This is a genomic window from Streptomyces tirandamycinicus, assembly GCF_003097515.1.
GTDB classification, from domain to species: domain Bacteria; phylum Actinomycetota; class Actinomycetes; order Streptomycetales; family Streptomycetaceae; genus Streptomyces; species Streptomyces tirandamycinicus.
This window is the reverse complement of the sequence record NZ_CP029188.1, coordinates 849,771-871,021: the sequence shown is the minus strand read 5'-3', so window position 1 is coordinate 871,021 and position 21,251 is coordinate 849,771. Positions and strand designations below refer to the sequence as shown.

Annotated in this window: 9 protein-coding genes and 1 pseudogene; 3 read left to right on the top strand and 7 right to left on the bottom strand. The window is 73.9% G+C overall.

The features are described 5' to 3' along the window. Positions 1–84: 84 nt before the first annotated feature. From DDW44_RS03755 to rsmH, 7 genes and pseudogenes are all read right to left on the bottom strand, one after another. A complete protein-coding gene (locus DDW44_RS03755) occupies positions 85–2,499 on the bottom strand; it encodes a transglutaminase TgpA family protein (protein WP_244223956.1) in 2,415 nt (804 codons plus the stop codon). Then, positions 2,496–3,848, bottom strand: coding sequence for a DUF58 domain-containing protein (locus DDW44_RS03750; RefSeq protein ID WP_108905519.1), 1,353 nt, complete (start codon positions 3,846–3,848; stop codon positions 2,496–2,498). Before DDW44_RS03750 ends, DDW44_RS03755 begins: the two co-directional genes overlap by 4 nt. Beyond that, on the bottom strand, positions 3,848–4,900 hold the full coding sequence (locus DDW44_RS03745) for an AAA family ATPase (RefSeq protein WP_018890370.1): 1,053 nt from the start codon (positions 4,898–4,900) through the stop codon (positions 3,848–3,850). Before DDW44_RS03745 ends, DDW44_RS03750 begins: the two co-directional genes overlap by 1 nt. A 399-nt stretch (positions 4,901–5,299) precedes the next feature. After that, a pseudogene (locus tag DDW44_RS33460) lies at positions 5,300–5,829 on the bottom strand (carbonic anhydrase); the annotation flags it as partial. Between the two features lie 7,697 nt (positions 5,830–13,526). After that, positions 13,527–13,802, bottom strand: coding sequence for a hypothetical protein (locus tag DDW44_RS32330; RefSeq protein ID WP_208647930.1), 276 nt, complete (start codon positions 13,800–13,802; stop codon positions 13,527–13,529). A 215-nt stretch (positions 13,803–14,017) separates the two neighbouring features. Then, a complete protein-coding gene (gene ftsL / locus DDW44_RS33630) occupies positions 14,018–15,277 on the bottom strand; it encodes a cell division protein FtsL (RefSeq protein WP_483027312.1) in 1,260 nt (419 codons plus the stop codon). A 114-nt stretch (positions 15,278–15,391) separates the two neighbouring features. After that, positions 15,392–16,372 (bottom strand): 16S rRNA (cytosine(1402)-N(4))-methyltransferase RsmH, encoded by a 981-nt coding sequence (gene rsmH / locus DDW44_RS03725; RefSeq protein ID WP_108905518.1) that lies wholly within the window; start codon positions 16,370–16,372, stop codon positions 15,392–15,394. Between the two features lie 304 nt (positions 16,373–16,676). Here rsmH and DDW44_RS03720 point away from each other — a divergent pair, with 304 nt between their 5' ends. From DDW44_RS03720 to DDW44_RS03705, 3 genes are all read left to right on the top strand, one after another. Continuing rightward, positions 16,677–17,219, top strand: a complete 543-nt coding sequence (locus DDW44_RS03720) for a beta-class carbonic anhydrase (protein WP_108905517.1) — start codon at positions 16,677–16,679, stop codon at positions 17,217–17,219. A gap of 264 nt (positions 17,220–17,483) precedes the next feature. Continuing rightward, a complete protein-coding gene (locus DDW44_RS03710; RefSeq protein ID WP_425275688.1) occupies positions 17,484–19,538 on the top strand; it encodes a peptidoglycan D,D-transpeptidase FtsI family protein in 2,055 nt (684 codons plus the stop codon). Positions 19,539–19,555: 17 nt separating this feature from the next. Further along, positions 19,556–21,250 carry a UDP-N-acetylmuramoyl-L-alanyl-D-glutamate--2,6-diaminopimelate ligase gene (locus DDW44_RS03705; RefSeq protein ID WP_425275618.1) on the top strand — a complete coding sequence of 565 codons (1,695 nt, stop codon included), beginning with the start codon at positions 19,556–19,558 and terminating at the stop codon, positions 21,248–21,250. Position 21,251 lies beyond the last annotated feature (1 nt).

Genomic DNA, 21,251 nt, shown 5'->3' with positions numbered 1-21,251 from the left:
GGCCGGGCCCGGCCGGCGCGGAGACGGCCGTGACGCCCAAGGCCCCGCCGGCCCCGCCGGAGGCCCGGCCCCGGCGTACCTCCGTCAGCCGCGGTGCCGCAGAAGCCTGGGCAGCCGTGCCGTCGCGTGGTCCAGAAGCCGGCGGTAGGCGGCCGTGACGCGGTCCGCGACCGTACTCCAGCGCTCCGAGCACGCCCAGACGACCCGCACGGCAGACCGCGGGAGCAGCAGCGCCCGCAGGCCCTCGACGCGTCCGGCCCGCTCTCCCAGGCCCGCACGCACCCGCCCGGCGTCCTCGGCCAGCCCCGTGTCCGGGGCGGGCCTCGGCGCGTAGAGCACCTGCTCCACCGCTCGGGCCACCCGGTGGACCGAGTCCGCGGGCGCGCCCTCCAGCCGGCCGAGCCGTACGATGCGCGCGGCCGCCTTCCTCGGCGACAGGGACTCGTCCGGCTCGATGCCGTGGTCCCACGCGGTGTCGGCGATCTCCTCCCAGACCAGGAGCGTCCGCGCGGCGGCATCCTCCGCCGTGCGCCCGCCGGAACCGAGCCGCGTCCTGCGCAGTCTCGTCCGCCACAGCATCGGCAGCAGCGGTACCACCGCCAGTGCGGCGATACCCCCGGTCCACATCAGGACGGAACCGAGCGTCGGGCCCTCGTCCCCGGCCGCCGAAACGTCCTGCGGCGGCGTGGCACCGCACTCGCCGAGCCGGCGCTCCTGCGGGGAGCAGCCGGGCGACCGGGACGGGGCGACGGGCACCTCCTGCGACGCGGCGGCCTCCGGTTCCGCCGGGCTGCTCGGCCCGCCCGACGGGGTCGCCGCCCGGGTGTAGTCGGGGGCGTTGCCGCGTGTCGGGGTGGGTTCGAACCGGGTCCACCCCACGCCCTCGAAGTACAGCTCGGGCCAGGCGTGGGCGTCCTGGTTGCCGACCGACATCGCGCCGTCGGCGGCGGGCGAGCCGGGCGTGAAGCCCACCGCGACGCGGGCCGGTATCCCCAGCGTCCGCGCCATCGCGGCCATGGAGAAGGAGAAGTGGATGCAGAACCCTTCCTTGTTCTTCAGGAAGCGCGAGATCGCCTGGACGCCGCCGCCCGAATCCACCTGGGTGTCGTAGGAGAAGCCGCCGTCCGAGGCGAACCACTCCTGGAGCGCGACCGCCCGCTCGTAGTCGTTCGCGGCGCCCCGCGTCACCTGCAGCGCCGTGGACCGCACATCGGCGGGGAGAGTGCCCGGCACCTTGGTGTACTCCTCCAGCAGCGAGGCCGGGGCCTTCGGCGCCTCCGCGAGCTGCTGCGCGGTGGGCCGCACCTGCAGGCTGGTGACCGAGTACTGCAGACCGCCGGTCGTCTGCCCGCGGTCCCCGACGATCGTGCGCCGCGCCGGGTCGAAGCGCCAGCGGCCGTCCACGGCCACCTTGGAGGCCGGGTACGGCATGGGCAGCCAGCCCTGCTTGTAGGCACCCGCCGCGGAGATGTTCGTCCTGATCTCCGTCGTGGCGACCGCACTGCCGAGGCCCTCGGGGCGGGGGAGCTCGTCCGGGATGTCGGTGATCTTGCGGACCGAGAACTTCCAGGCCCCGCCGTCGAACCGGTCCAGTGCCATGATCCGCAGATACATGTCACCGGTGGCCTTCGCGTTCGTCTTGTACTTGAGCCACTCGCGGTTCTTGGGCTGGTTCAGGCTGTCCTGCAGCGTCACCACGGGGTTGACGGCGTTGATGGTGCCGCCTCCCGGGCCCGTACCCGCGCCGCCGCCTTGGCCGATCAGTCCGCCGTCCAGGGCCGGGAGGGACCAGTGGACGACCAGCGCCACGCCGAGCGCCGCCGCACCGATCCGCCGGCCGGTACGGGTCGGCGCGTGTGTGGTCCCCTCCTCGGGGTCGAACCCGGCCCCGCCGCGCGGCCGGGCGCCGCCGAAGACCCGGCCCCACTGGGACAGCCGGTCACGGCTCTCCGCCAGCAGCAACACCAGATAGCCGGAGGCCGCCAGCAGGAACCACCACCAGCCCGCCCCGCCCCCGGACAGACCGGCGGCCACCGAGAACAGCGCGAGCAGCGGCAGACCCGCGGGCGCGGCGCTGCGGTAGGTCACCGCCAGCGCGTCCACGGCCAGGCCGATCAGCACCACTCCGCCGACCAGCATCAGCTTGATCCCGTCGGTGGCCGGCGCCGGGATCGCGTACCGGCCGACGTCCTGGCCGCCCGCGGCCAGCAACTCGCCGAACCTGGCGACGGCGTCCGGCCCGGGGATCAGACCGAGCACGGCGTCCTCACGCACGAAGACCAGGGTCAGCATCAGCACGGCCAGCACGGCCTGGGCCGCCACGGTCAGCGACCGCGCCAGCGGCACCCGCCGTGCCGCGGCGCCGGCCCCGCTGACCACCGCCGACAGGAACGCCGCCTGCAGCAGCCACGTCCATGGATCGACCAGCGGCGTCATCGCGGCCGCCGCCATCAGCGTGGCGGCGTAGGCGCACAGGGCCAGCCTTCCTCGACCGCTCATGACCACTCCCCGGAAAGACCCGTCGTACCGGCCGGGGCGAAGTCCGCGTGCTCGCGCGCCGCCTTCCGCCACAGCCCGGGCAGTGCCGCGCCCGGTCCGGCGGGGACCACCGTCCACCCGGCCTCGCGCAGTCCGCGCAGCCGCTCCCGCGCGGCGTCGTCCACCGCTCCGCCCGCCGTCCACAGGCCGCCGTCCAGCACGAACGCGACCGCGCTCGCGCTGCGCCGCCGCATCCGGGCCGCCACGGCCGTCTGCTCCTCGTCCAGGTCGCCGAGGAAGGCGACCAGCAGGCCCTCTCCGCCGCCGCGCAGCGCGTCGCAGGCACCCGACAGCCCCGTGCCGTCCGAGTGGTCCACGACCGCGAGCGCGTCGAGCATCAGCCCGGCCGACTCCGCGGACTCCTGCGGCGAGCCGGCCGGACCGTCCCCGCCGTCGCCGGGCAGCGAGGTGCCCGTGTCCGTCAGCAGCCGGACCGAGAAGCCGCGCTCCAGCATGTGCACCAGGGCGGACGCCGCCCCCGACACCGCCCACTCGAAGGCCGAGCCGGGCCCGGACCCGCGGTAGGCCGCGCGCCGGGTGTCCAGCAGCACCGTGCACCTGGGCCGCTGCGGCTGCTCCTCGCGGCGCACCATCAGCTCGCCGTAGCGCGCCGTGGAACGCCAGTGCACCCGGCGCAGATCGTCCCCGTGCCGGTAGGTCCGGGGGATCACGTCGTCGTCCCCGGCCAGGGCCAGCGTGCGCTGCCGTCCGTCGCCGTACCCCGCGGCATCGCCCGGCAGCGGCACCGGCGGCAGCGGCTCGGTCCGGGGGATCACGGTGAGGGTGTCGGCCGCACTGAAGGAACGGGCCAGCTCGCACATGCCGAACGGGTCGTTCAGCCGCAGCTGCAGCGGGCCCAGGGGATACCGTCCGCGCAGGTCCGACCGGACCCGGTAGGACACCTCGCGCCGGCCGCCCGGCTCCACCCGGTCCAGGACGAACCGGGGCCGGGGGCCCAGCACATAGGGCACGTGGTCCTGGACCATCAGCAGACCGGTGGGCAACCGGGAGACGTTGTCCAGGCGCAGATCCACCCGGGCCTCGGAACCGGCGGGCACCCGGGACGGGGACAGCCGCCGGCTGCCCGCCACCCGGTGCCGGGTCCGGTACAGCACGGCCACGCAGATCAGGGGCAGCGCGGCGAGCAGCAGCCCGACCCGGAGCAGATCGCTCTGCCCGAGCACCACGGCGCACAGCGCCGCGGCCACCCCGGCTGCCAGGAACGATCGTCCGCGTGTCGTCAGCCCGCCGAGAGCCGCCCGCATGCCGCCCCGCTCGTCGCCGCCGGCGGCGGGGCTCCCGGCGCTCATCAGATCCGCCGGACGCCGGGCCGCTGCCGGCCGTAGACCGGGCCGCCGGGCACCTGGCGGGCGCCGGTTCCGTAGGCCGGGTCGTTGCCCGAGGTCGGCACGGGCGTGCGCTGCAGGATCTCCTGCACGACCTGCTCGGCGGTACGGCGGTTCAGCTGGGCCTGGGCCGTCGGCAGCAGACGGTGGGCGAGGACCGGCACCGCGAGCGACTGCACATCGTCCGGCAGCGCGTAGTCCCGGCCGCTCAGCGCGGCCGACGCCTTGGCGGCCCGCAGGAGGTGCAGGGTGGCCCGGGGCGAGGCGCCCAGGCGGAGATCGGCGTGGCTGCGGGTCGCCGAGACCAGCTCCACCGCGTACCTCCGCACGGAGTCGGCGACATGGACCGTCCGCACCGCGTCGATCAGCTTCACGACGTCGTGGGCGTGCGCCGCCGGCTGGAGGTCGTCGAGGGGGGACACCGCGCCGTGCACGTCGAGCATCTGCAGCTCGGCCTCCGGCGTCGGATAGCCCATCGACACCCGCGCCATGAAGCGGTCCCGCTGGGCCTCGGGCAGCGGGTACGTGCCCTCCATCTCCACCGGGTTCTGCGTGGCCACCACCATGAAGGGCGTGGGCAGTTCGTACGTCTGGCCGTCGATGGTGACCTGACGCTCCTCCATGGACTCCAGCAGCGCGGACTGGGTCTTCGGCGATGCCCGGTTGATCTCGTCGCCGATCACTATCTGGGCGAAGATCGCGCCGGGCTTGAACTCGAAGTCACGTCTCTGCTGGTCGTAGATCGACACACCGGTGATGTCCGACGGCAGCAGGTCCGGCGTGAACTGGATGCGCCGCACCGAGCAGTCGATCGACCGCGCCAGAGCCTTCGCCAGCATCGTCTTGCCCACGCCCGGCACGTCCTCGATGAGGAGATGCCCCTCCGCGAGCAGCACGGTCAGCGAGAGCCGTACGACCTCAGGCTTGCCCTCGATCACACCCTCCACCGACCTGCGGACGCGCTCCGCTGTGGTGGTCAGATCCGTGAGGCTCGCTCGATCGTCATAGGTCGTCACCCGGCCCTCCTCGGCCCGTTCCATGGACCGGTGCACTGCTTGCGGCACGGCCCACCCCGAAACACGGACACCCCCTCCGGTCGGATCCGCGGAGGTGTCACCACCCGCATTCTTGTTGCCGTTGCCGCGTCATGTCACTCGCCTGTGGACAAGTGGGCGCCATATGTCTGCGGTTGCCGCGTTTGGCAGCTCACACGGCGCTGTGATCCGTCCACGCCGGGGGAGGGGACGCCCTCCGCACCCAGCGCCCTGCGGAGCAGGCCCGCGCTCCCAGGCGCGCACGCCGCCGCCACCCCCGCCGCGCCGCGCCGACCGCCGCACACGCGCGCCACCCACCGCTCGCGCCGCGGCGGCGCCGCCGGGGCCCGCCGGACGCGCGGCCGGGGGCGGGCTCACCGGGGGTTCGATCTCCCGCAGCAGACGGACTTGACGTCGAAGACGAACCCGCGCACATCGTCGGTGTGCGAGAACGGCGAGGTGCGCCCGGCTGCATCGACTGCGACTCCTGGTCGACGTCGCGAGCGCTCACGGCCAGGACGGCGCTGGCCCACCTCGACTCCAGCCGTGCGGAAGTCCTCGGTCAGGGATCTCCGGCCGCAGCCGGTGTGTGGATGAGCACGACGCTGCGGGTGCCCAGGCGGCTGCTGATGGTCAGCGAGGGATCACGTCGTCGTGACCGTCCGCCCGCGTTGCGGATCGTGTGGCGTCGCCGAGTTCCAGGCCAGCGCGCGGGTCGAGACGGGGCGTCCTGGCCACCACGCGACCGGAGGGCGGCGTCATGCGGGGTCGGTGACGGCCGAGGCGTAGTGCTGGTTCGCTTCGACAGCCGGTCCTGACCGGCGTCCGGACGGCGGACTCTGCGGGGGGCTGCGGGGAAGTCGACATGTCTCGACGGTATGGCCACGGCCGGCCGCCGCTCGAGAGGACAGACGTCAACGGACTTGTTGTGAGCTAACCAAGGCGGGGGCGGGGTCGTTCGGTGGCCGCCCGTCCCGGGGCCCTCGGCGCGCGCGGCGACCGCGCCGTTGATTGACCGGAACGGCAGGTGGCTAAAGTGACGCGCAGTTACGACACATCCAGCACATTTCCGCGTTTTCGGCGCGGGTGGGCAACGTACGGCCCGGCCACCGCCAGCGCGACCTGAGAGGGGCATTAGCAGCGACACGTCCCGGTTGATGCTCCAGCGGTGCTGGACTGCTGGCGCCGCCCTGGAGCGCCCGGGTGCGACCGCGCCGCGAGGGCCCGGGGCGTCGTCGTCGCTGCCCCTCGGTCTCGCGACACAGCGAGGCGCTCTGACCCGGTTCCCCGTCGCGGCTCGTGGCCGACGGGACGAGAAGGCTCGGCTGTCTGCAGCGGTCGCCGGGCGACCGCGACACCTCGGACGCCGCCCGACGCTGCCATCCTGCCAGGGCCCCAGCGTCCAGGCGCCGCTGCCTCGGGTCTCCCGACCACAGGGCCCGGGCTTGCACGCCAAGTGCCGCTCACATGCCGTGGCAGACGCCGCGTCAGCCACGGGCCTCAGCACCTAGCCCGACGTCCAGCGCGCGCCATGGAGCGCTGCGAATCGGCGACGCGATGGGCAGGCGGAAAATTCCCGGCACGGCCTGCGGGGACCGGCCGTTCCCGCAGGCGGTAGCACGGGCGGAAACGCATCGGACCGCGATCGGAGGTCAACCATGACCGTCCGGAGCGGGCCGTGGGCCGCCGTGAAGGCCCTCGCCGTGGGCGGCGACGCGTTCTCGCACCGCGAACTCCAGGTCTTGGACCAGGGCGACGACGGACCCGCGCCCTTGGCCGCTGGCGGCTCTTCACCGTGGCCGCCGCCCCTACCTGCCGGCGGGGCGGCCCAGACGGCACGGCGCCAGCGCACCGGGACGTGGGCGACGGCGCCAGGGGGGCGTCGGTCGCCGCTGAACGCTGAGCCCCCGACAGCGCAGCGCTGCCGCTCGCCCGGCGATGCCCTCCGGCCCAGACCTGGGATCCTTCGGCTGGCCTCGTCTGCCTCCGCGGTCAGCTGGCTGAACACCACCCTCCGAGGGCTGCAAAGGGAACTCGGGAACGAACACCGGAGGAGGCGACGGTACGGGTGGAACTACGCGCGGCTGCTCGGCCACGTGCCACCACAGCCCCGCCCTGGTCCCACGGACCCGGTGAAGCGGGCGATGTCGCGCGGCGGAACCGACCGCCCGGTCGGAGCTCAAACGGCGCGCATAACCGCCGGCCGACGGTCGCGCGTCCGCACACGGTCCGCGAGCAACTGTCTCGACCCCGGCGCTCCCTCCCACCGAAGCTGGGGCAGGAGGTTCCCGGGCGGTCCGCGGGCCATCACGCCCCGCGTTCCGTCGTGCCGCGGACCCCCCACGCCCTGGCGCTGACGGGCCACCAAGGAACCTCGGCCCGTTCGGTCCGGCACCGCGAGACCGCCGGGCGGCAGGCCCGCACAAACGCCCCCGCCGTACGCGCCTCGGGCGTCCCGCGGGCGCGCTCGAACCCCCGCCGCTTCACCACCACGCGTCGCGGACTGGCGGCTCTGCGTGCCCGTGCCTCGCTACGCGCCATGCGGAAGTCGCTACGAGCAGACGTGGCGGGGCCGCGGATCGCGGACGCCGGGCCCCGCTCGCGTCGCGCGCCCTCACGCTGGAGCACGAGCGAAGTGCGGACGCCCGGAGAGCGCCGGCTGCTCGAGGACGGGCGCCGACCGGCGGACGGCTCAAGGCCCCAAGTCCACTACCAGCCTGCCCCCGCGACCCCGCGGCGGAATCAGCGTCACGCGCTGGCCGAGAGGGCGCGGCGACAGCCAGGGCTCCCAACGTCCTCGCGGGGGGCAGATCTGCAGCAGCGGGAAACGGCGACTCGCGCCAAACTCCAACGCCAGGCGGCGGCTCCGGCGTCTAGTCCGTCGGACACTACGCGCGCATCACCTGCCTCCGGCCGCGCACCGCCGGGACGGGGACCGTCGCGTGTCGGGCGCGCCCGCACACGCGCAGCTACTGAGCGCTCACGGCACCGGATCACACGGCGCGCTGCATGCGCTGTACCAAGACATCGGGGCGCTCGCGCGGCAGCCGGGGTCCGGCCGGACCAGCGAAGGTCTGTATCCGGGCCGCGGGCGGCCCCCCACCCGGCAGATGTACGCGACCGGCCGCGGGGGACCGGCTCTTCAGACGAGCAAGCCACCTGATGACGTCACGGGCCCGAAGTCCAGCAACCACTCGCGACCGAGCGGGGACGCCCAGGAAGGCACCGGCTTCCCACCTACGCTCGCGCCCGCCGCTGGCTAGCGAGAGTCGCCGCGACTCCTGCGACCACAGAGTGCGACTTCGGAGCGCGGCGAGGTGTCTACCCTGGCCAGCGGGGTGGGGAACCGGGCGGCGCGTCCCCTGCCGGAGCGCGCCCGGGGGCCTAGGACCCCGTGGGGAGGTGCGCGAAGACCTGGCCACCAGCTGTGGTTGGGAACAGAGGGGCACGGCAGGCCCGGGCCGGCAACGGGGCGGGAAAAGAGACGGCGGGCATGCCGTCGGCGCTAGGGCCGCCTCGAGGCTTGGCGACGCGCACCCGGAGTTACTCGATCCAGACCCCAGGGGGCACTCGGCGCTGCGGACCCTCTGGGGTCATGAGGCAACGCGCGGCCCTCGACGGGCGCTCCCGCCGCTCCGCCGACCGCGCACGGGAGTCCGTACCCGTCGCCGCCCCCGGGAACCGTCGGCTGCCCCGCCGGGCGGCACCCTCGCGCCGGCACCCCCTCGCGCTCCTCCCCCCGAAAAGCCGAAGCGCCGTCCGGTATGCCGGGAGCTCACCGCGCACAGGATAGCACCGCACCGCTTCCCCGTCCGGCAGGGCGCCGGTCGCAGACGGCCGGCTGGGGGCGGTCCCCGGGCTACCGGCGGGTCACCGGCAACACGTGGGGGGCCAACGCCGTGTGCCGGGCTGCGGAGCAAAGTCGCTCCCGGGCTGGCGGGCTTACCGACCCGTCGGACGCCGTGCGGGCCGGGGAGGGTGGCTGAAGGGGCGCGCGCACCTGGGCGAAGCTCGGAGACACGGGCGCACGGACGGCCTGCTCCAGATCGATCAACCGTTCCAAGCGCCAGCGTACTCCCGGTGCGCGGCGGCCGCCCACCGGGCTACGGCTCGGAGGCGACCGAGGGGCCATCAAGCGGACGCCCCACCCGAAGCCACGCCAGGGTGTTCCCGGGCCGCCCGTCGAGCTCGTGCCTGGAGGGTCCACCACGCGCTGGGCTCCCGGGTCACGCCCGTCACGTGGCCGCCGCCTCGCAGCACGAGTCCTCCTGGGAATTGCGCCGAGGCCCGTGTACCGAGCGCCCGGGAGCGTCGCTGGGGGGGCGCGGTGGATCCTCGATGTGACGCTGCAGCGCACCCCGACGCACGGCGCGCAAGGGTCGAGTAGGCCGCTGGCCCACCACCCCCTGAGGAGCGCACACTTTGCGCGCCGCGCTGCTGGGTTCAACGTCGCCAACACACCGCCGCGTGGTCCGCGAGTCGCGGGCGGGGCAGACCGCGGGACGGCGGTCGCCGCGGTACAGGCGCGGCCGGCTGGCGGTCGACGCGCCGCGACGGCCGGCGCAAGGCCGCGGAGCGCGACGCCTGCGCCCCTGCGCAGTCACACCCCTGACTCTGCCCGAGGCGGCGACGCGACCGGACCAGCGCGGCCGAGGGCGGCGAGACCGCTACGGCCGCGTCACACCTCCACAACGCCCTCAGGACCCTTTGCGATTCGCCGCCACTCGCCGGCGCGGCGTGGTGCGCGCACCGCGGGACTGCTCGTGGAGGAGAAGGCCCGCCGCCATCCCGGCCGTGCGGGCGCGGGACACAGCGCTGACGGGCGGGCCAGAGGTGCGGATTCGTCGGCGTGGGCCGCCCCTTCGCACGCCTGGGCCGGGGGGGGCCAGCGGAAGAAAGGGGGGAATCCGTGCAGCCTCCCCTCGCGACCGCCCCGTGGCGGACGCAGACATACCGGTTCGACGGCCGGGCCCGGGGTCCGCGACTTCGCGGTTCGTGCCCCACTGTCGTCCCTGGGCCCCCGCAGGGACTCGCACGGACGCGCGGGGTGCGTCGGGTGTGCCTCGGGCCCGTAGGTGTGCGCGTGTTGGGCACGTACCCGGGGTCTGGGCGCCAGGCCGGCCGGGAGCGCCCCGGGCACGGGCGCCACCGGCCGCGGGCCAGCCCAAGGACCCCGGCAGTGCTCGCGGACGGCCGAACCGGCCGGCTCGCGAACAACGAGATGGCGCCCCGACCGTCCGCCACCCCGAATCGTCTCGCTGCGCGTTGTCTTTTAGTAATCTCACGAGGTCATCTAACCAGATCGGAACCATCAGAGGGCCACTCGGCCGAGGCGGGAAGCGAGGCTGAGACCAGTGCTGACCGTGGGCAGCGCCCAAAGGGGGCCCGCGGCGCGAGCAACGCCTGCGTCCGTCGGCGGCAGTCGTATAAGCGCAGTGGACAAGCTTCCTGTCCTCGCCCGGCCGAATGGATAGCAGTTACCGGGCCCCCACCCGCGTCGCCGTGTGATCCCATACTCCGCGGGGCGCATCGCGGAGACGAAGCACTCGGGACTCCGGGACTCTCCCTCTCCCGGCGTAGAGAAACGGCGATGCCCGCCGTGAGCCGGGCGTGGCTGTCGGCCGTGTCTCCGGAGGTGGAGGCCGCTGGCGGCAACGAATCCACTACCGTGGACACTGGAAAGCCAGAGGACGGTTGCCGATGAACCGTCCCCCGGCACCTAGTGCCCCCCCGGGTGCCCAAAGCGGGTAAGAGCATCCCTGGTTCCACACCACATCGGACGTGCTCAACTCTGGAATCCACCCAGAGGAGGTACGTTATATGGTTGTTGCCTTCACTCTTCGCCGGCCCCAGAGACTAGGGTACCAAGCGACCCATACGGCCCTCAGGTCTGTGCGCGTGCTCGGCCTACGGATCACCCCAATGACCCGTCTGTGGGCCCGGGAGGGGATTCGCTGGGCACGGCGCGCGAGAACGACCGCCACCCGGGCAAGCTTCATACTGGACGACGAAAGTTCCCGGCCGCCCTAGCGGGCGCTTGAGCTAAGGTTGCAGAGCGGCTGTAGGGTCAGATCCGCGGTGGACGTCGTAAGAGCCGAGGGGCGGTTTACATCGCGGGGAAAGCGGTCCTGGTCCATACGTGCCGGCTTCGGCAGTCGGAGGACGGCGGCCTGCACCATAGCCACGAAAGCCAGCGAGTGGGCAGGCGCCGTCCCCGCAGCGGACCCTGGGCGTCCGCTTGGCCACACCCGAAGACCAACGTGCCCCAGCGGCACCAGCGGGCGAGGGGCCCCTTCCAGGACCACTCGCCCGCCATCCAGCGGTACCCAGCTCCCTGCCTCGCCGATCTCTGCGCGCCTCGAACTCGGCGGTGGCTCCCCAAAGTCGCAGAAAGCGATGGGACGATGCCGCGGCGATCCGGAAGGAACGCTGGGGGCGCTGACCCCAGGGCAGGCGACCGCGTTCACGAGCCGGGGTAAGAGGTCGGCGCCTCGGCAGCGCCGGACCTTGGTGCTGGTCTTCCCGGGCGGTGGAGGGCGACGCCGCACCTCGGCAAGGGCGACTAGGGACGTCGTCACGAGAGGCGGCAACCACGGGCCGGGGCTGCGGCCGCAGCGGACCATGCGGCGCGTGGCCGTTGACCTCGAGGCAGTCGACACGGAGGCTGCGTGCAAACCTCGCGCGAGTAGAGGCCCGCGGTCCCGGGGACGCTTTTACCGGCCGGTACGTGCGGAGCCCGCCCAGTGTCGGTGATCTCGCGAAGACCGCGGAAGACCTCCCCATGTTCTTCGGTGGTCGATGCCTCGGAACGAGGCGGTCGGACGGCAACCACGGGCGATGTCTCCACTGACTGCCCTTGCGCGGGAGCACGGCACCGCGCCCGCGTCGACCGCCGGTGGCGCGGCCCGGTCCTAGCTCCAAGACGCGCCGCCTTGTGCGCGGGCTTCGCCGCGCGCGAGCATGCGGCGAGTCCAGAGTCCTACTGCGGATAGGACGGCGGGGGCTACTCGGCGGCCGATCGGGCCCGTGTCATCGCGGTCGCCGCCATAGGAGTAGTCGGCCTCGCGGCAGGGCGCAGAACAGCCCGTGGCGGTGCGACACGCCAAGGGCCGGCGTCGACGGCTCCGGCCCTCGCGGCACCGTCGGCCGGGTCGCGGGTATGCCCGGCCTGACATCGCGGCGAGCTGACCACGTGGAGCGGCCCGGCAGGTGCGCGCACGGGGACCTGAGGAGGGCGTTAACGTGCACCGGTCGGGACCCCCCGGGACCGTCGGGTCGGGGGGCCCCAGCGAGAACAGCAGCACGACCTCGACACCCATACGCGCGAGGTTGGGACGCCCGGGGCGCTCCTGAACGAGCGCCAAAGTAGTGCTCCGCTCAAGGACACTCGAAGGGTGGCGGGAGTCGCACGACCTGAGGCGAGACCAGCGCGTGGCTGCCTCAGGGCCACCACTCGACGGGCTCGCGCAGGGAACAGGGGCAGATGGGGCAGGCGGGTGCGCCCGCTATGCTCGTCGAGCGAGCTGCGGCCACAGCTCGGGCGGCGGCGGTGCCGCCGCCGGCCCCGACGAGGTGTGGTGGTCTTAGGGTGCCGGTAGCGCTAGCAGCGCGTCCGGGGCGCCCGCGCGGCGGCGAGTCCGCCCACCGCGGGCCCGGTCGGACGCGCCCGCCCCCCGAGCAGGGGCCCACGGGTGGGAGTTCGCGGCGGCGCCGATACCGGCCTGGGCGACATGGCGCCGAGGCCGGGGCCGAACGGCGGCCTGGGGCGACCGGCGCGGTCGGCGTGCGGAGAGGCAGCGGTGACTCGCCCCACAGAGGCCCCGCCCGGGGGCCGGTCGGCGGACCTCGGCCGGACGGGGAAGGGGTTCGGTACTGATCCGCTTTGTCAGGCGGGGAGCCGGCACCGGACCGCGTAAATGAGGGGCTCCCGGGGCCCGGCCGGGAGGGTGCCGGCTCTGAGGGCTGGCGGGACTCCGCGGACCGAGCTTCGGGGCCCACGGACGCGTCCTTCCCGGACCGGGAAAGCGCGGAAGCGGCGGGAGCGCGGCGGCGACCTGCTGGTCTTGAGCGCGACTCCATGACCTTCTTGTAGAGGGTCCGCAGATTGGCCGCCGAATAGCTTCCCGGTCGGGTCTGGATGCCGCAGTAACGGTGATCCGGGCTGTCGCGGGCGCGAAGCCGGCGAAGGAGGCGGTGTGCCCGGTAGCGGCCGAGTTCGGGATCGACGCGGTCGCGTGAGGGTTTTCCGCGACGCGTAGCCGGGATCCGGGCCCTGGTGCCGGTGCCTCCTGTTCCGCGACCGATCGAGCATGGTGCGAGGCTTCGCGGTTTCTCGTCACCCCCGGGCCGCTCGGCTCTGGGCGGGACGAAGGCCGTCGGGACCGCGGTGCGCGACCAGGGTGGGTTCGACGCGCACCGCCGTGGCGATGTGAGTAGACGGAGGCGGCCTGCATGGCGTTGATCGACAGCCTGGCCGAAGGGGATCGTGTACTGCTGTGAGGTCGACCAGTCCTGCGGGCTCGGCGGGATGCGGGCTTCGCCGGGTGCCAGCGGTCGGGCTGCGATGCGAATTCCCAGGTAGGGTAAGACGCGTTGCCTGGCCTGGGTCTTACCCAGTTCCGGTCGCCAGGATCTCCATGTTGCTGGACTTGGCGGCAGCCGTGAGCGTCAGGTACCAGTGGGTGGTCGCGTCGTCCTTGAAGGCCGGTCGCCGCGGTGGGCCGGTTGGCAGGTGACATGGGTGGACGGGGTGGCGGCCCGCTCTCCGCACCGCGGCATGGACATGACTTGCTGTGGGCCGGCTCGTAGCGTCCTGGAGGGCGCGTGCCATGGCGGCGACGTCGGCCCTCGAGACGTCGTTGGTGAAGCCCGGCGCGTTGGCCATCCCAGGACCTCGCCGTCCTGGTGTCCTGCACCACATAGCCCCGGTCCGCCTTGGATTCCCACCTGGTCGCGATCGCGCGCTGCGCGCCCACTGGATGTCGCGGTCAATCTCAGCTCGATGTCGGGCGGGGACGGCGGCTTCTCCTGGGTCCCGGCGGTGGGCCACCCGCGCCCGCCGATGCGCGTAGGTGATCTGCCGTCCTCCCGCGAGTTCCGTCAGCATGGACTCCAGACGCAGGCCCGCGGCCTCGGCGTTGACCAGCCAGTATCCCGCGGAGAACGCCGATGGGGTGACCCGCTGCTGCTGGACCTGGAAGACCCCGCGAGGACGTTGGCGCCGGGCCGCCCTTGTCCTGTCGCGGCGCCTCTCGGGAAGGCGCCCTTGAGTCCTTGACTGCTTCCAGACCTGGGGGTCTGGCGGCGGGCGAGGCGTGTAGCGGGACTTGGGGCTTCAGCTGTTCGCGAGCTGCCGGGTCGGCTCCCAGGTCGGTGCGAGCAGCGGGCGGCCTGCTCCGGCGCGTCGGTGCCCTGCTCTCCTCGGGTGTGAATCTTCGGGTCGGCGTGTGTGTGCGCGCGACGCTGTGGCCAGCGCGATCCCGGCACGGTCCGTGATCCGGCGCGCGCGCCGCCAGCGTGTGGCTCGTGTAGGGTTCTTCCCGCCATGGCGCGTACGTACCGGCGTGACGGCCTGCACCTGCAGCAGCCTGCCACGAAGGCCGCATGACAGGGTGAGGGCAAGGCTGACCAGCCCAGCCGGGGCTGGGGGCGGAGCGGATCCGGCGGTGCCGCGGGCCGGCGCGGCGGCGGTACGGCGGGGGCGGGGAGCGGGCCGGCCGCCCGGCCGGTCCGCCGCGGCGCGCGGGGACGGCGACGGCGCGGCGGAGGTTCTTGGTGGCAGTCGTCACCTGCCGGGGTCGTGGGGGGCGCGCGGCACGCCGGACGCGGGGGCTGCGCGGCGCGAGGGACCGCGGTACCGCGGGCGCGCCGCGGCAGACGCTTCGTGGGACGGGCGCGGGGTCCCGCCGGACGGCTGTGCGGGCCGGACGGCGGGGTACAGCCACGGTTGCGGGCGGGGCGGTTGTGGGGCGCGGGCGGTTGTGCGGAGAGGGCGGCCCGACCGGGCGGGGCGGCGGTTCCGGGCTCCGGGACGGCCGACGGATCGGCCTTGGCCCGCTTCGGAACGCCGCGGACCGTGCCGTCGGGGCCGAGGAAGGCGGGGTTGCCGCCCGGCACCATGCCGAGTTCGCGCGCCCGCCGCTCCAGCGCGTCCGGCGCGGAGCGCTCGTCCACGTCCCGCTGCAGCGCCTGTTCCTGGTCGGTGAGCTCGGTGGTCTTCTTCCTGAGCTCGCTCAGTCTGAACGAGCCCTCGTTGAGGGAGGTGTTGAGCAGCAGCAGGGTGATCAGCCCGCCGCCGAGCAGCACGACGACCAGCAGGACGAAGGGGGTACGGGCCGCGGTGCTCGGCCCGGACGGCATGAGCCGCGCGAGCCGGGCGGCACGCCCCTTCAGCTGTCCGGCGGCCATCCTCACCCCTCGCCCTCGCTCACCGCGGCCCTCGTCACCGGTCCCGCTCCCCCGGCGCGGCCGCCGTCACCGCACGTCCTCGCGGATGCGCTCGGCGCCGCGCAGCCGCGCGGGCGCCGCCCGGCGGTTCCGGGCGACCTCTTCCTCGGAAGGGAGTTCGGCGCCGCGGGTGAGGAGCTTGAGCCGCGGCTGGTACCGCTCGGGCACGACGGGCAGTCCGGGCGGTGCCGTGATGGCCGCCCCCTCCGCGAAGACCTGCTTGACCAGCCGGTCCTCCAGCGAGTGGTACGAGAGGACCGCGATCCGGCCGCCCACGGCGAGGGCCTTCACCGCCGCCGGGACGGCCCGCTCCAGGACCGTCAGCTCGCCGTTGACCTCGATGCGCAGGGCCTGGAACGTGCGCTTGGCCGGGTTGCCGCCGGTGCGCTTGGCCGCCTGCGGGAGCGCGTCGCGGATCACCTCGACGAGCCGGGCGCTGTTGGTGAAGGGTTCCTTCTCGCGCTCCCGCACGATCGCCGCCACGATCCGCTTGGCCTGCTTCTCCTCGCCGTACGCGCGCAGGATCCGGACCAGTTCGCCGGGCGGGTAGGTGTTGAGGACCTCCGCCGCGCCGGCACCGGTCGTCTGGTCCATCCGCATGTCGAGGGGGGCGTCCTGGGCGTAGGCGAAGCCCCGGTCGGCCTCGTCGAGCTGCATCGAGGAGACGCCGAGGTCGAAGAGGACGCCCTGGACGGCGGGGATGCCGAGCCGGCCCAGGACGTCGGGCAGCTCGTCGTAGACGGCGTGCACCAGGGTGGCGCGGTCGCCGAACGGGGCGAGCCGCTCGCCGGACAGCCGCAGCGCCTCCCGGTCCCGGTCGAGCGCGACGAGCCGGGCCGCGGGGAAGCGGGTCAGCAGCGCCTCGCTGTGTCCGCCGAGGCCGAGGGTGCAGTCGACGACGACGGGGTGGGGGCCCTCGCCGGCGCCGGTCGCACCCGGGCGCTCCAGGGCGGGCGCCAGCAGGTCCAGGCACCGCTGGAGCATCACCGGGACGTGTCGCTGGCTCAATGCGCCCTCTCAGGTCCGGCGCTGGCGGTGGCCGGGCCGTACGTTTGCCGCACCCGCGCCGAAAGCGCGGAAATGTGCTGGATGTGTCCGTGAACTGCGCGTCACTTTAGTCCACCGGTCGTGCCGGTCAATCAACCGGCTGGCGCGTCGCCGCGACGGCGCCGAGGGGCCTCGGGACGGGGCGGGCCACCCGAACGGACCAGCCCCGGTCCCGTCTGTGGGTTAGCTCACAACACGTCGCGTTGACGTTCTTTGTCCGCTCTCACAGCGAGCTGAGCAGGCGCGTGGCCATTACCTTCGAGACATGTCGACTTCCCCGCACCTCCCCGCAGAGTCCGCCGTCGCGAGCGGCACGGTCACCGACCGGCTCGTCGAAGCCAACCAGCGCTACGCCTCGGCCTTCACCGACCCCGGCATGGACGCCCGGCCCGTGCTCCGGGTCGCCGTGGTGGCCTGCATGGACGCCCGTCTCGACCTGCACGCGGCGCTGGGCCTGGAACTCGGCGACTGCCACACGATCCGCAACGCGGGCGGAGCGGTCACCGACGACGTGATCCGCTCCCTGACCATCAGCCAGCGCGCGCTGGGCACCCGCAGCGTCGTGCTCATCCACCACACCGGCTGCGGCCTGGAGAGCCTGACCGAGGACTTCCGGCACGAGCTGGAGGTCGAGGTGGGCCAGCGGCCGTCCTGGGCCGTGGAGGCGTTCCGCGACGTCGACCAGGACGTGCGCCAGTCGATGCAGCGGGTGCGCACCTCGCCGTTCCTGCTGCACACCGACGATGTGCGCGGTTTCGTCTTCGACGTCAAGACCGGTCTGCTGAGGGAGATCGAGCCCACCGGGTGAGCCCCGCCCCGGGCCGGCGCCGCACGGGCCCTCGGTGCGGCGCCGGCCGCGGTGCGGCGGGTGCGGTGGGGTGCGGCGGGTGCGGCGGGTGCGCTGGCGGTGGCCGGGCCGTACGTTTGCCGCACCCGCGCCGAAAGCGCGGGAATGTGCTGGATGTGTCCGTGTCGACGCGTAGGCCCCGACGATCTTGGTGCCGGGGATCCAGTGGAGCTTGCCGGCGGGGACGTTGCCGGCGGTCCACAGATCCTCGTCCTCGCCGGGCAGATGGCCCTTGCCGAGGGTGACGGGGATCGCGGGCGCGGAGGCGGGGTAGCCGGGGATGTACTCCGAGGGGTGGCGGGTGAAGTCCTTCGTCAGCGCCAGTACGTCGGGGTCGGGGTAGGTGCGTGCGGAGAACTCCAGGTGGTAGGGGTTGATCCCGGTGTCGGCGATGCCGATGGCCCCCGCCGGCCCGCGCCGACGCGGCGGCCCGCCGCGCCCGGCCGGATCCGGCTCGGCAACCCCCGCCCGCGGCTGCGGCTGGTCAGCCTCGCCCTCACCCTCGTCATGCTGGCGTTCGTGGTCCGGCTGCTGCAGGTGCAGGCCGTCGACGCCGGTACGTACGCCGCCATGGCGGAGAAGAACCGCTACACCAGCCACACGCTGGCGGCCGAGCGCGGCCGGATCACGGACCGGGCCGGGATCGCGCTGGCCACCACCGTCGACGCGCACGACATCACCGCCGACCCCAAGATGTTCACACCCGAGGAGAGCAAGGCCCCGGACGCGCCGGAGCAGGCCGCGGCGCTGCTCGCACCGATCCTGGCCGCCGACCCGGCCGAGCTCGCGAACAAGCTGAAGGCCCCGAAGTCCCGCTACACCGTCCTCGCCCGCCGCCAGACCCCGCAGGTCTGGAAGCAGATCAAGGACCTCAAGGGCGTCTTCGCCGCGAAGGCCGCCGCCGACAGGGCCAAGGGCGGCCCCGGCGCCAACGTCCTCGCGGGCGTCTTCCAGGAGTCCAGCAGCCGGCGGGTGTACCCCAACGGCGATCTCGCGGCCGGGATACTGGGCTGGGTCAACGCCGAGGGCCGCGGCGCCGGCGGCCTGGAGTCCATGCTCGACGAGGAACTCGCGGGCAGGGACGGCAGCATCACCTACGCGCAGTCGGGCGGCCGCCGGGTGCCCACCGCCGGGACCAGGGAGAAGCCCGCCGTCCCCGGCTCCGACATCGAGCTGACGATCGACCGCGACATCCAGTGGGCCGCGCAGCGCGCGATCGGCGACCAGGTGGCGAAGTCCAAGGCGGACCGCGGCTATGTGGTGGTCCAGGACACCAGGACCGGCGAGGTCCTGGCGATGGCCAACGCACCGGGCTTCAACCCCAACGACGTCTCGCGGGCCGACCCCGCCGCCATGGGCAACGCGGCCCTCCAGGACGTCTACGAGCCCGGCTCCACCAGCAAGGTCATGTCCATGGCCGCCGTGCTGGAGGAGCGGGCCGCCACCCCGGCCACCCATGTCACCGTGCCCAACCGGCTCCACCGCGGCGACCGGCTCTTCAAGGACGACGTCGACCACCCCACCTGGTACCTGACGCTCAACGGCGTGCTCGCCAAGTCCAGCAACATCGGGACGATCCTGGCGACCGGACAGCTGGGGAAGACCCAGGGCCAGGCCAACCGCGTCCTCCACTCCTACCTCAGGAAGTTCGGCATCGGCAGCCCGACCGGCCTCGGGTACCCGGGCGAGAGCCCCGGCATCCTCGCCAAGCCGCAGGACTGGTCGACCTCCCAGCAGTACACGATCCCCTTCGGCCAGGGGCTGTCGATCAACGCCATGCAGGCCGCCTCCGTCTACTCGACCATCGCCAACGGCGGCGTGCGCGTCGAACCCACCCTGGTCCGCGGCACCCGCGGTCCCGGCGGGCGCTTCATCCCGGCCCCGGAGCCGGAGAAGACCCGGGTGGTGAGCGAGAAGACCGCGAAGACCCTGGCCACCATGCTCGAGTCGGTCGTGGGGAACGAGGAGGGCACCGGCACCAAGGCCCACATCCCCGGCTACCGCGTCGCCGGGAAGACCGGCACCGCGAACCGCGTCGATCCCGAACTCGGCCGCTACCGGGGCTACACCGCCTCGTTCGCCGGCTTCGCGCCCGCCGACAAGCCCCGGATCACCGTCTACTGCGCGATCCAGAACCCGACCCGGGGAAGCTACTTCGGAGGCCAGATCTGCGGCCCCGTCTACAAGAAGGTCATGGAGTTCGCGCTCAAGACCCAGCAGGTCGCGCCGACCGGCGCGGCTCCCGCGCGCCTGCCGGTCAGCTTCGACCCCGGCGCGTGACCCGGGAGGAACAGCCAGTGAGAACCGTCACGCCGGACCCCGGGAACCGCTCCCCGGGGTCCGCCCCGCCCCCGCCCGCCGAAGCCCCCTCCCCGGGCGCCCGCGGCTCCCGGCAGGGCCCCTCATTTCGCGCCGGTCCCGGTACTGCCGGTACGCTCACCGCCGTGCCACAAGCTGATCAGTACCGAACCGCCCCTCCCCGTCCGGCCGAGGTCCGCCCGACCGACCTCGCAGAGCTGGCCGCCCGGCTGGGGGTCGAGCCCCCGGGCTCCGGCGCGGTCACCGGCATCACGCACGACTCCCGCGCGGTGCGCCCCGGAGACGTGTACGCCGCTCTGCCCGGCGCCCGGCTGCACGGCGCCGACTACGTCGCCCAGGCCAGGGATCTCGGCGCCGCCGCGATCCTCACCGACCCGACGGGCGCCGAACGCGCCGCCGGGACCGGCCTGCCCGTCCTGGTCACCGAGGACCCGCGCGGCAGGATGGGCGAACTCGCCGCCGAGATCTACGGACGCCCCGGAGAGGCGCTGCTGCAGATCGGCATCACCGGCACCTCCGGCAAGACCACCACGGCGTACCTCGTCGAGGGCGGTCTGCGCGGCGCGGGCCACCGCACCGGCCTGATCGGCACGGTCGAGATGCGCATCGGCGAGGAGCGCATCAAGTCGGAGCGCACCACCCCCGAAGCCACCGATCTGCAGGCCCTGTTCGCCGTGATGCGCGAGCGCGGCACCGAGTCGGTGGCCATGGAGGTGTCCAGCCACGCCCTGGTGCTCGGCCGGGTCGACGGCTGCGTGTTCGACGTCGCCGTCTTCAGCAACCTCTCGCCGGAGCACATGGAGTTCCACTCCGGCATGGAGGACTACTTCCAGGCGAAGGCCCAGCTGTTCACCCCGGCCCGCGCCAGGCGGGGCGTCGTCAACCTCGACGACGAGTACGGGCAGCGGCTGGTCACGGAGTCCGCGATCCCCGTCGTCACGTTCTCCGCCGAGGGCCACCCCGACGCCGACTGGCGCGCCGACGACGTCGAAGTCGGCCCGCTGGGCTCCACGTTCACCGTCCTCGGCCCCCAGGGCGAGCGGCTGCGCGCCAAGGCCCCGCTGCCGGGCCCCTTCAACGTCGCCAACACGCTCGCCGCGATCGTCGCCCTCGCCGTCGCGGGCATCGACCCGCAGACCGCGGCCGACGGCGTCGCCGCGGTACCGGGCGTCCCCGGCCGGCTCGAGCGCGTCGACGCCGGCCAGCCGTACCTCGCGGTGGTCGACTACGCGCACAAGACGGACGCGGTCGAATCGGTGCTGCGCTCCCTGCGCAAGGTCACCGAGGGCCGGCTGCACATCGTGCTCGGCTGCGGCGGCGACCGCGACCGGACCAAGCGCGGCCCGATGGGCGCGGCCGCCGCCCGCTACGCCGACACCGCCGTCCTCACCTCGGACAACCCCCGCTCCGAGGACCCGCTCGCGATCCTCGCCGCGATGCTCGCGGGCGCGGCCGAGGTGCCCTCCCACAAGCGCGGCGACGTGCTGGTGGAGGCGGACCGGGCCGCCGCCATCGCCGCGGCCGTCGCCCGCGCCGCGCCCGGCGACACCGTGCTGGTCGCCGGCAAGGGGCACGAGCAGGGGCAGGACATCGCCGGGGTGGTGCGCCCCTTCGACGACCGCCGGGTGCTCCGCGAAGCGATCGAGCACAGCCGAAAGAACAGTGGGGGATGAA

What these genes read in the sequence shown, in the direction of transcription:
- DDW44_RS03755 (WP_244223956.1), bottom strand. Translation starts at nt 2,499, where the DNA reads ATGAGCGGTCGAGGAAGGCTGGCCCTGTGCGCCTACGCCGCCACGCTG.
- DDW44_RS03750 (WP_108905519.1), bottom strand. Translation starts at nt 3,848, where the DNA reads ATGAGCGCCGGGAGCCCCGCCGCCGGCGGCGACGAGCGGGGCGGCATG.
- DDW44_RS32330 (WP_208647930.1), bottom strand. Translation starts at nt 13,802, where the DNA reads ATGGCCAACGCGCCGGGCTTCACCAACGACGTCTCGAGGGCCGACGTC.
- ftsL (WP_483027312.1), bottom strand. Translation starts at nt 15,277, where the DNA reads ATGCCGTCCGGGCCGAGCACCGCGGCCCGTACCCCCTTCGTCCTGCTG.
- DDW44_RS03720 (WP_108905517.1), top strand. Translation starts at nt 16,677, where the DNA reads ATGTCGACTTCCCCGCACCTCCCCGCAGAGTCCGCCGTCGCGAGCGGC.
- DDW44_RS03710 (WP_425275688.1), top strand. Translation starts at nt 17,484, where the DNA reads ATGGCCCTTGCCGAGGGTGACGGGGATCGCGGGCGCGGAGGCGGGGTA.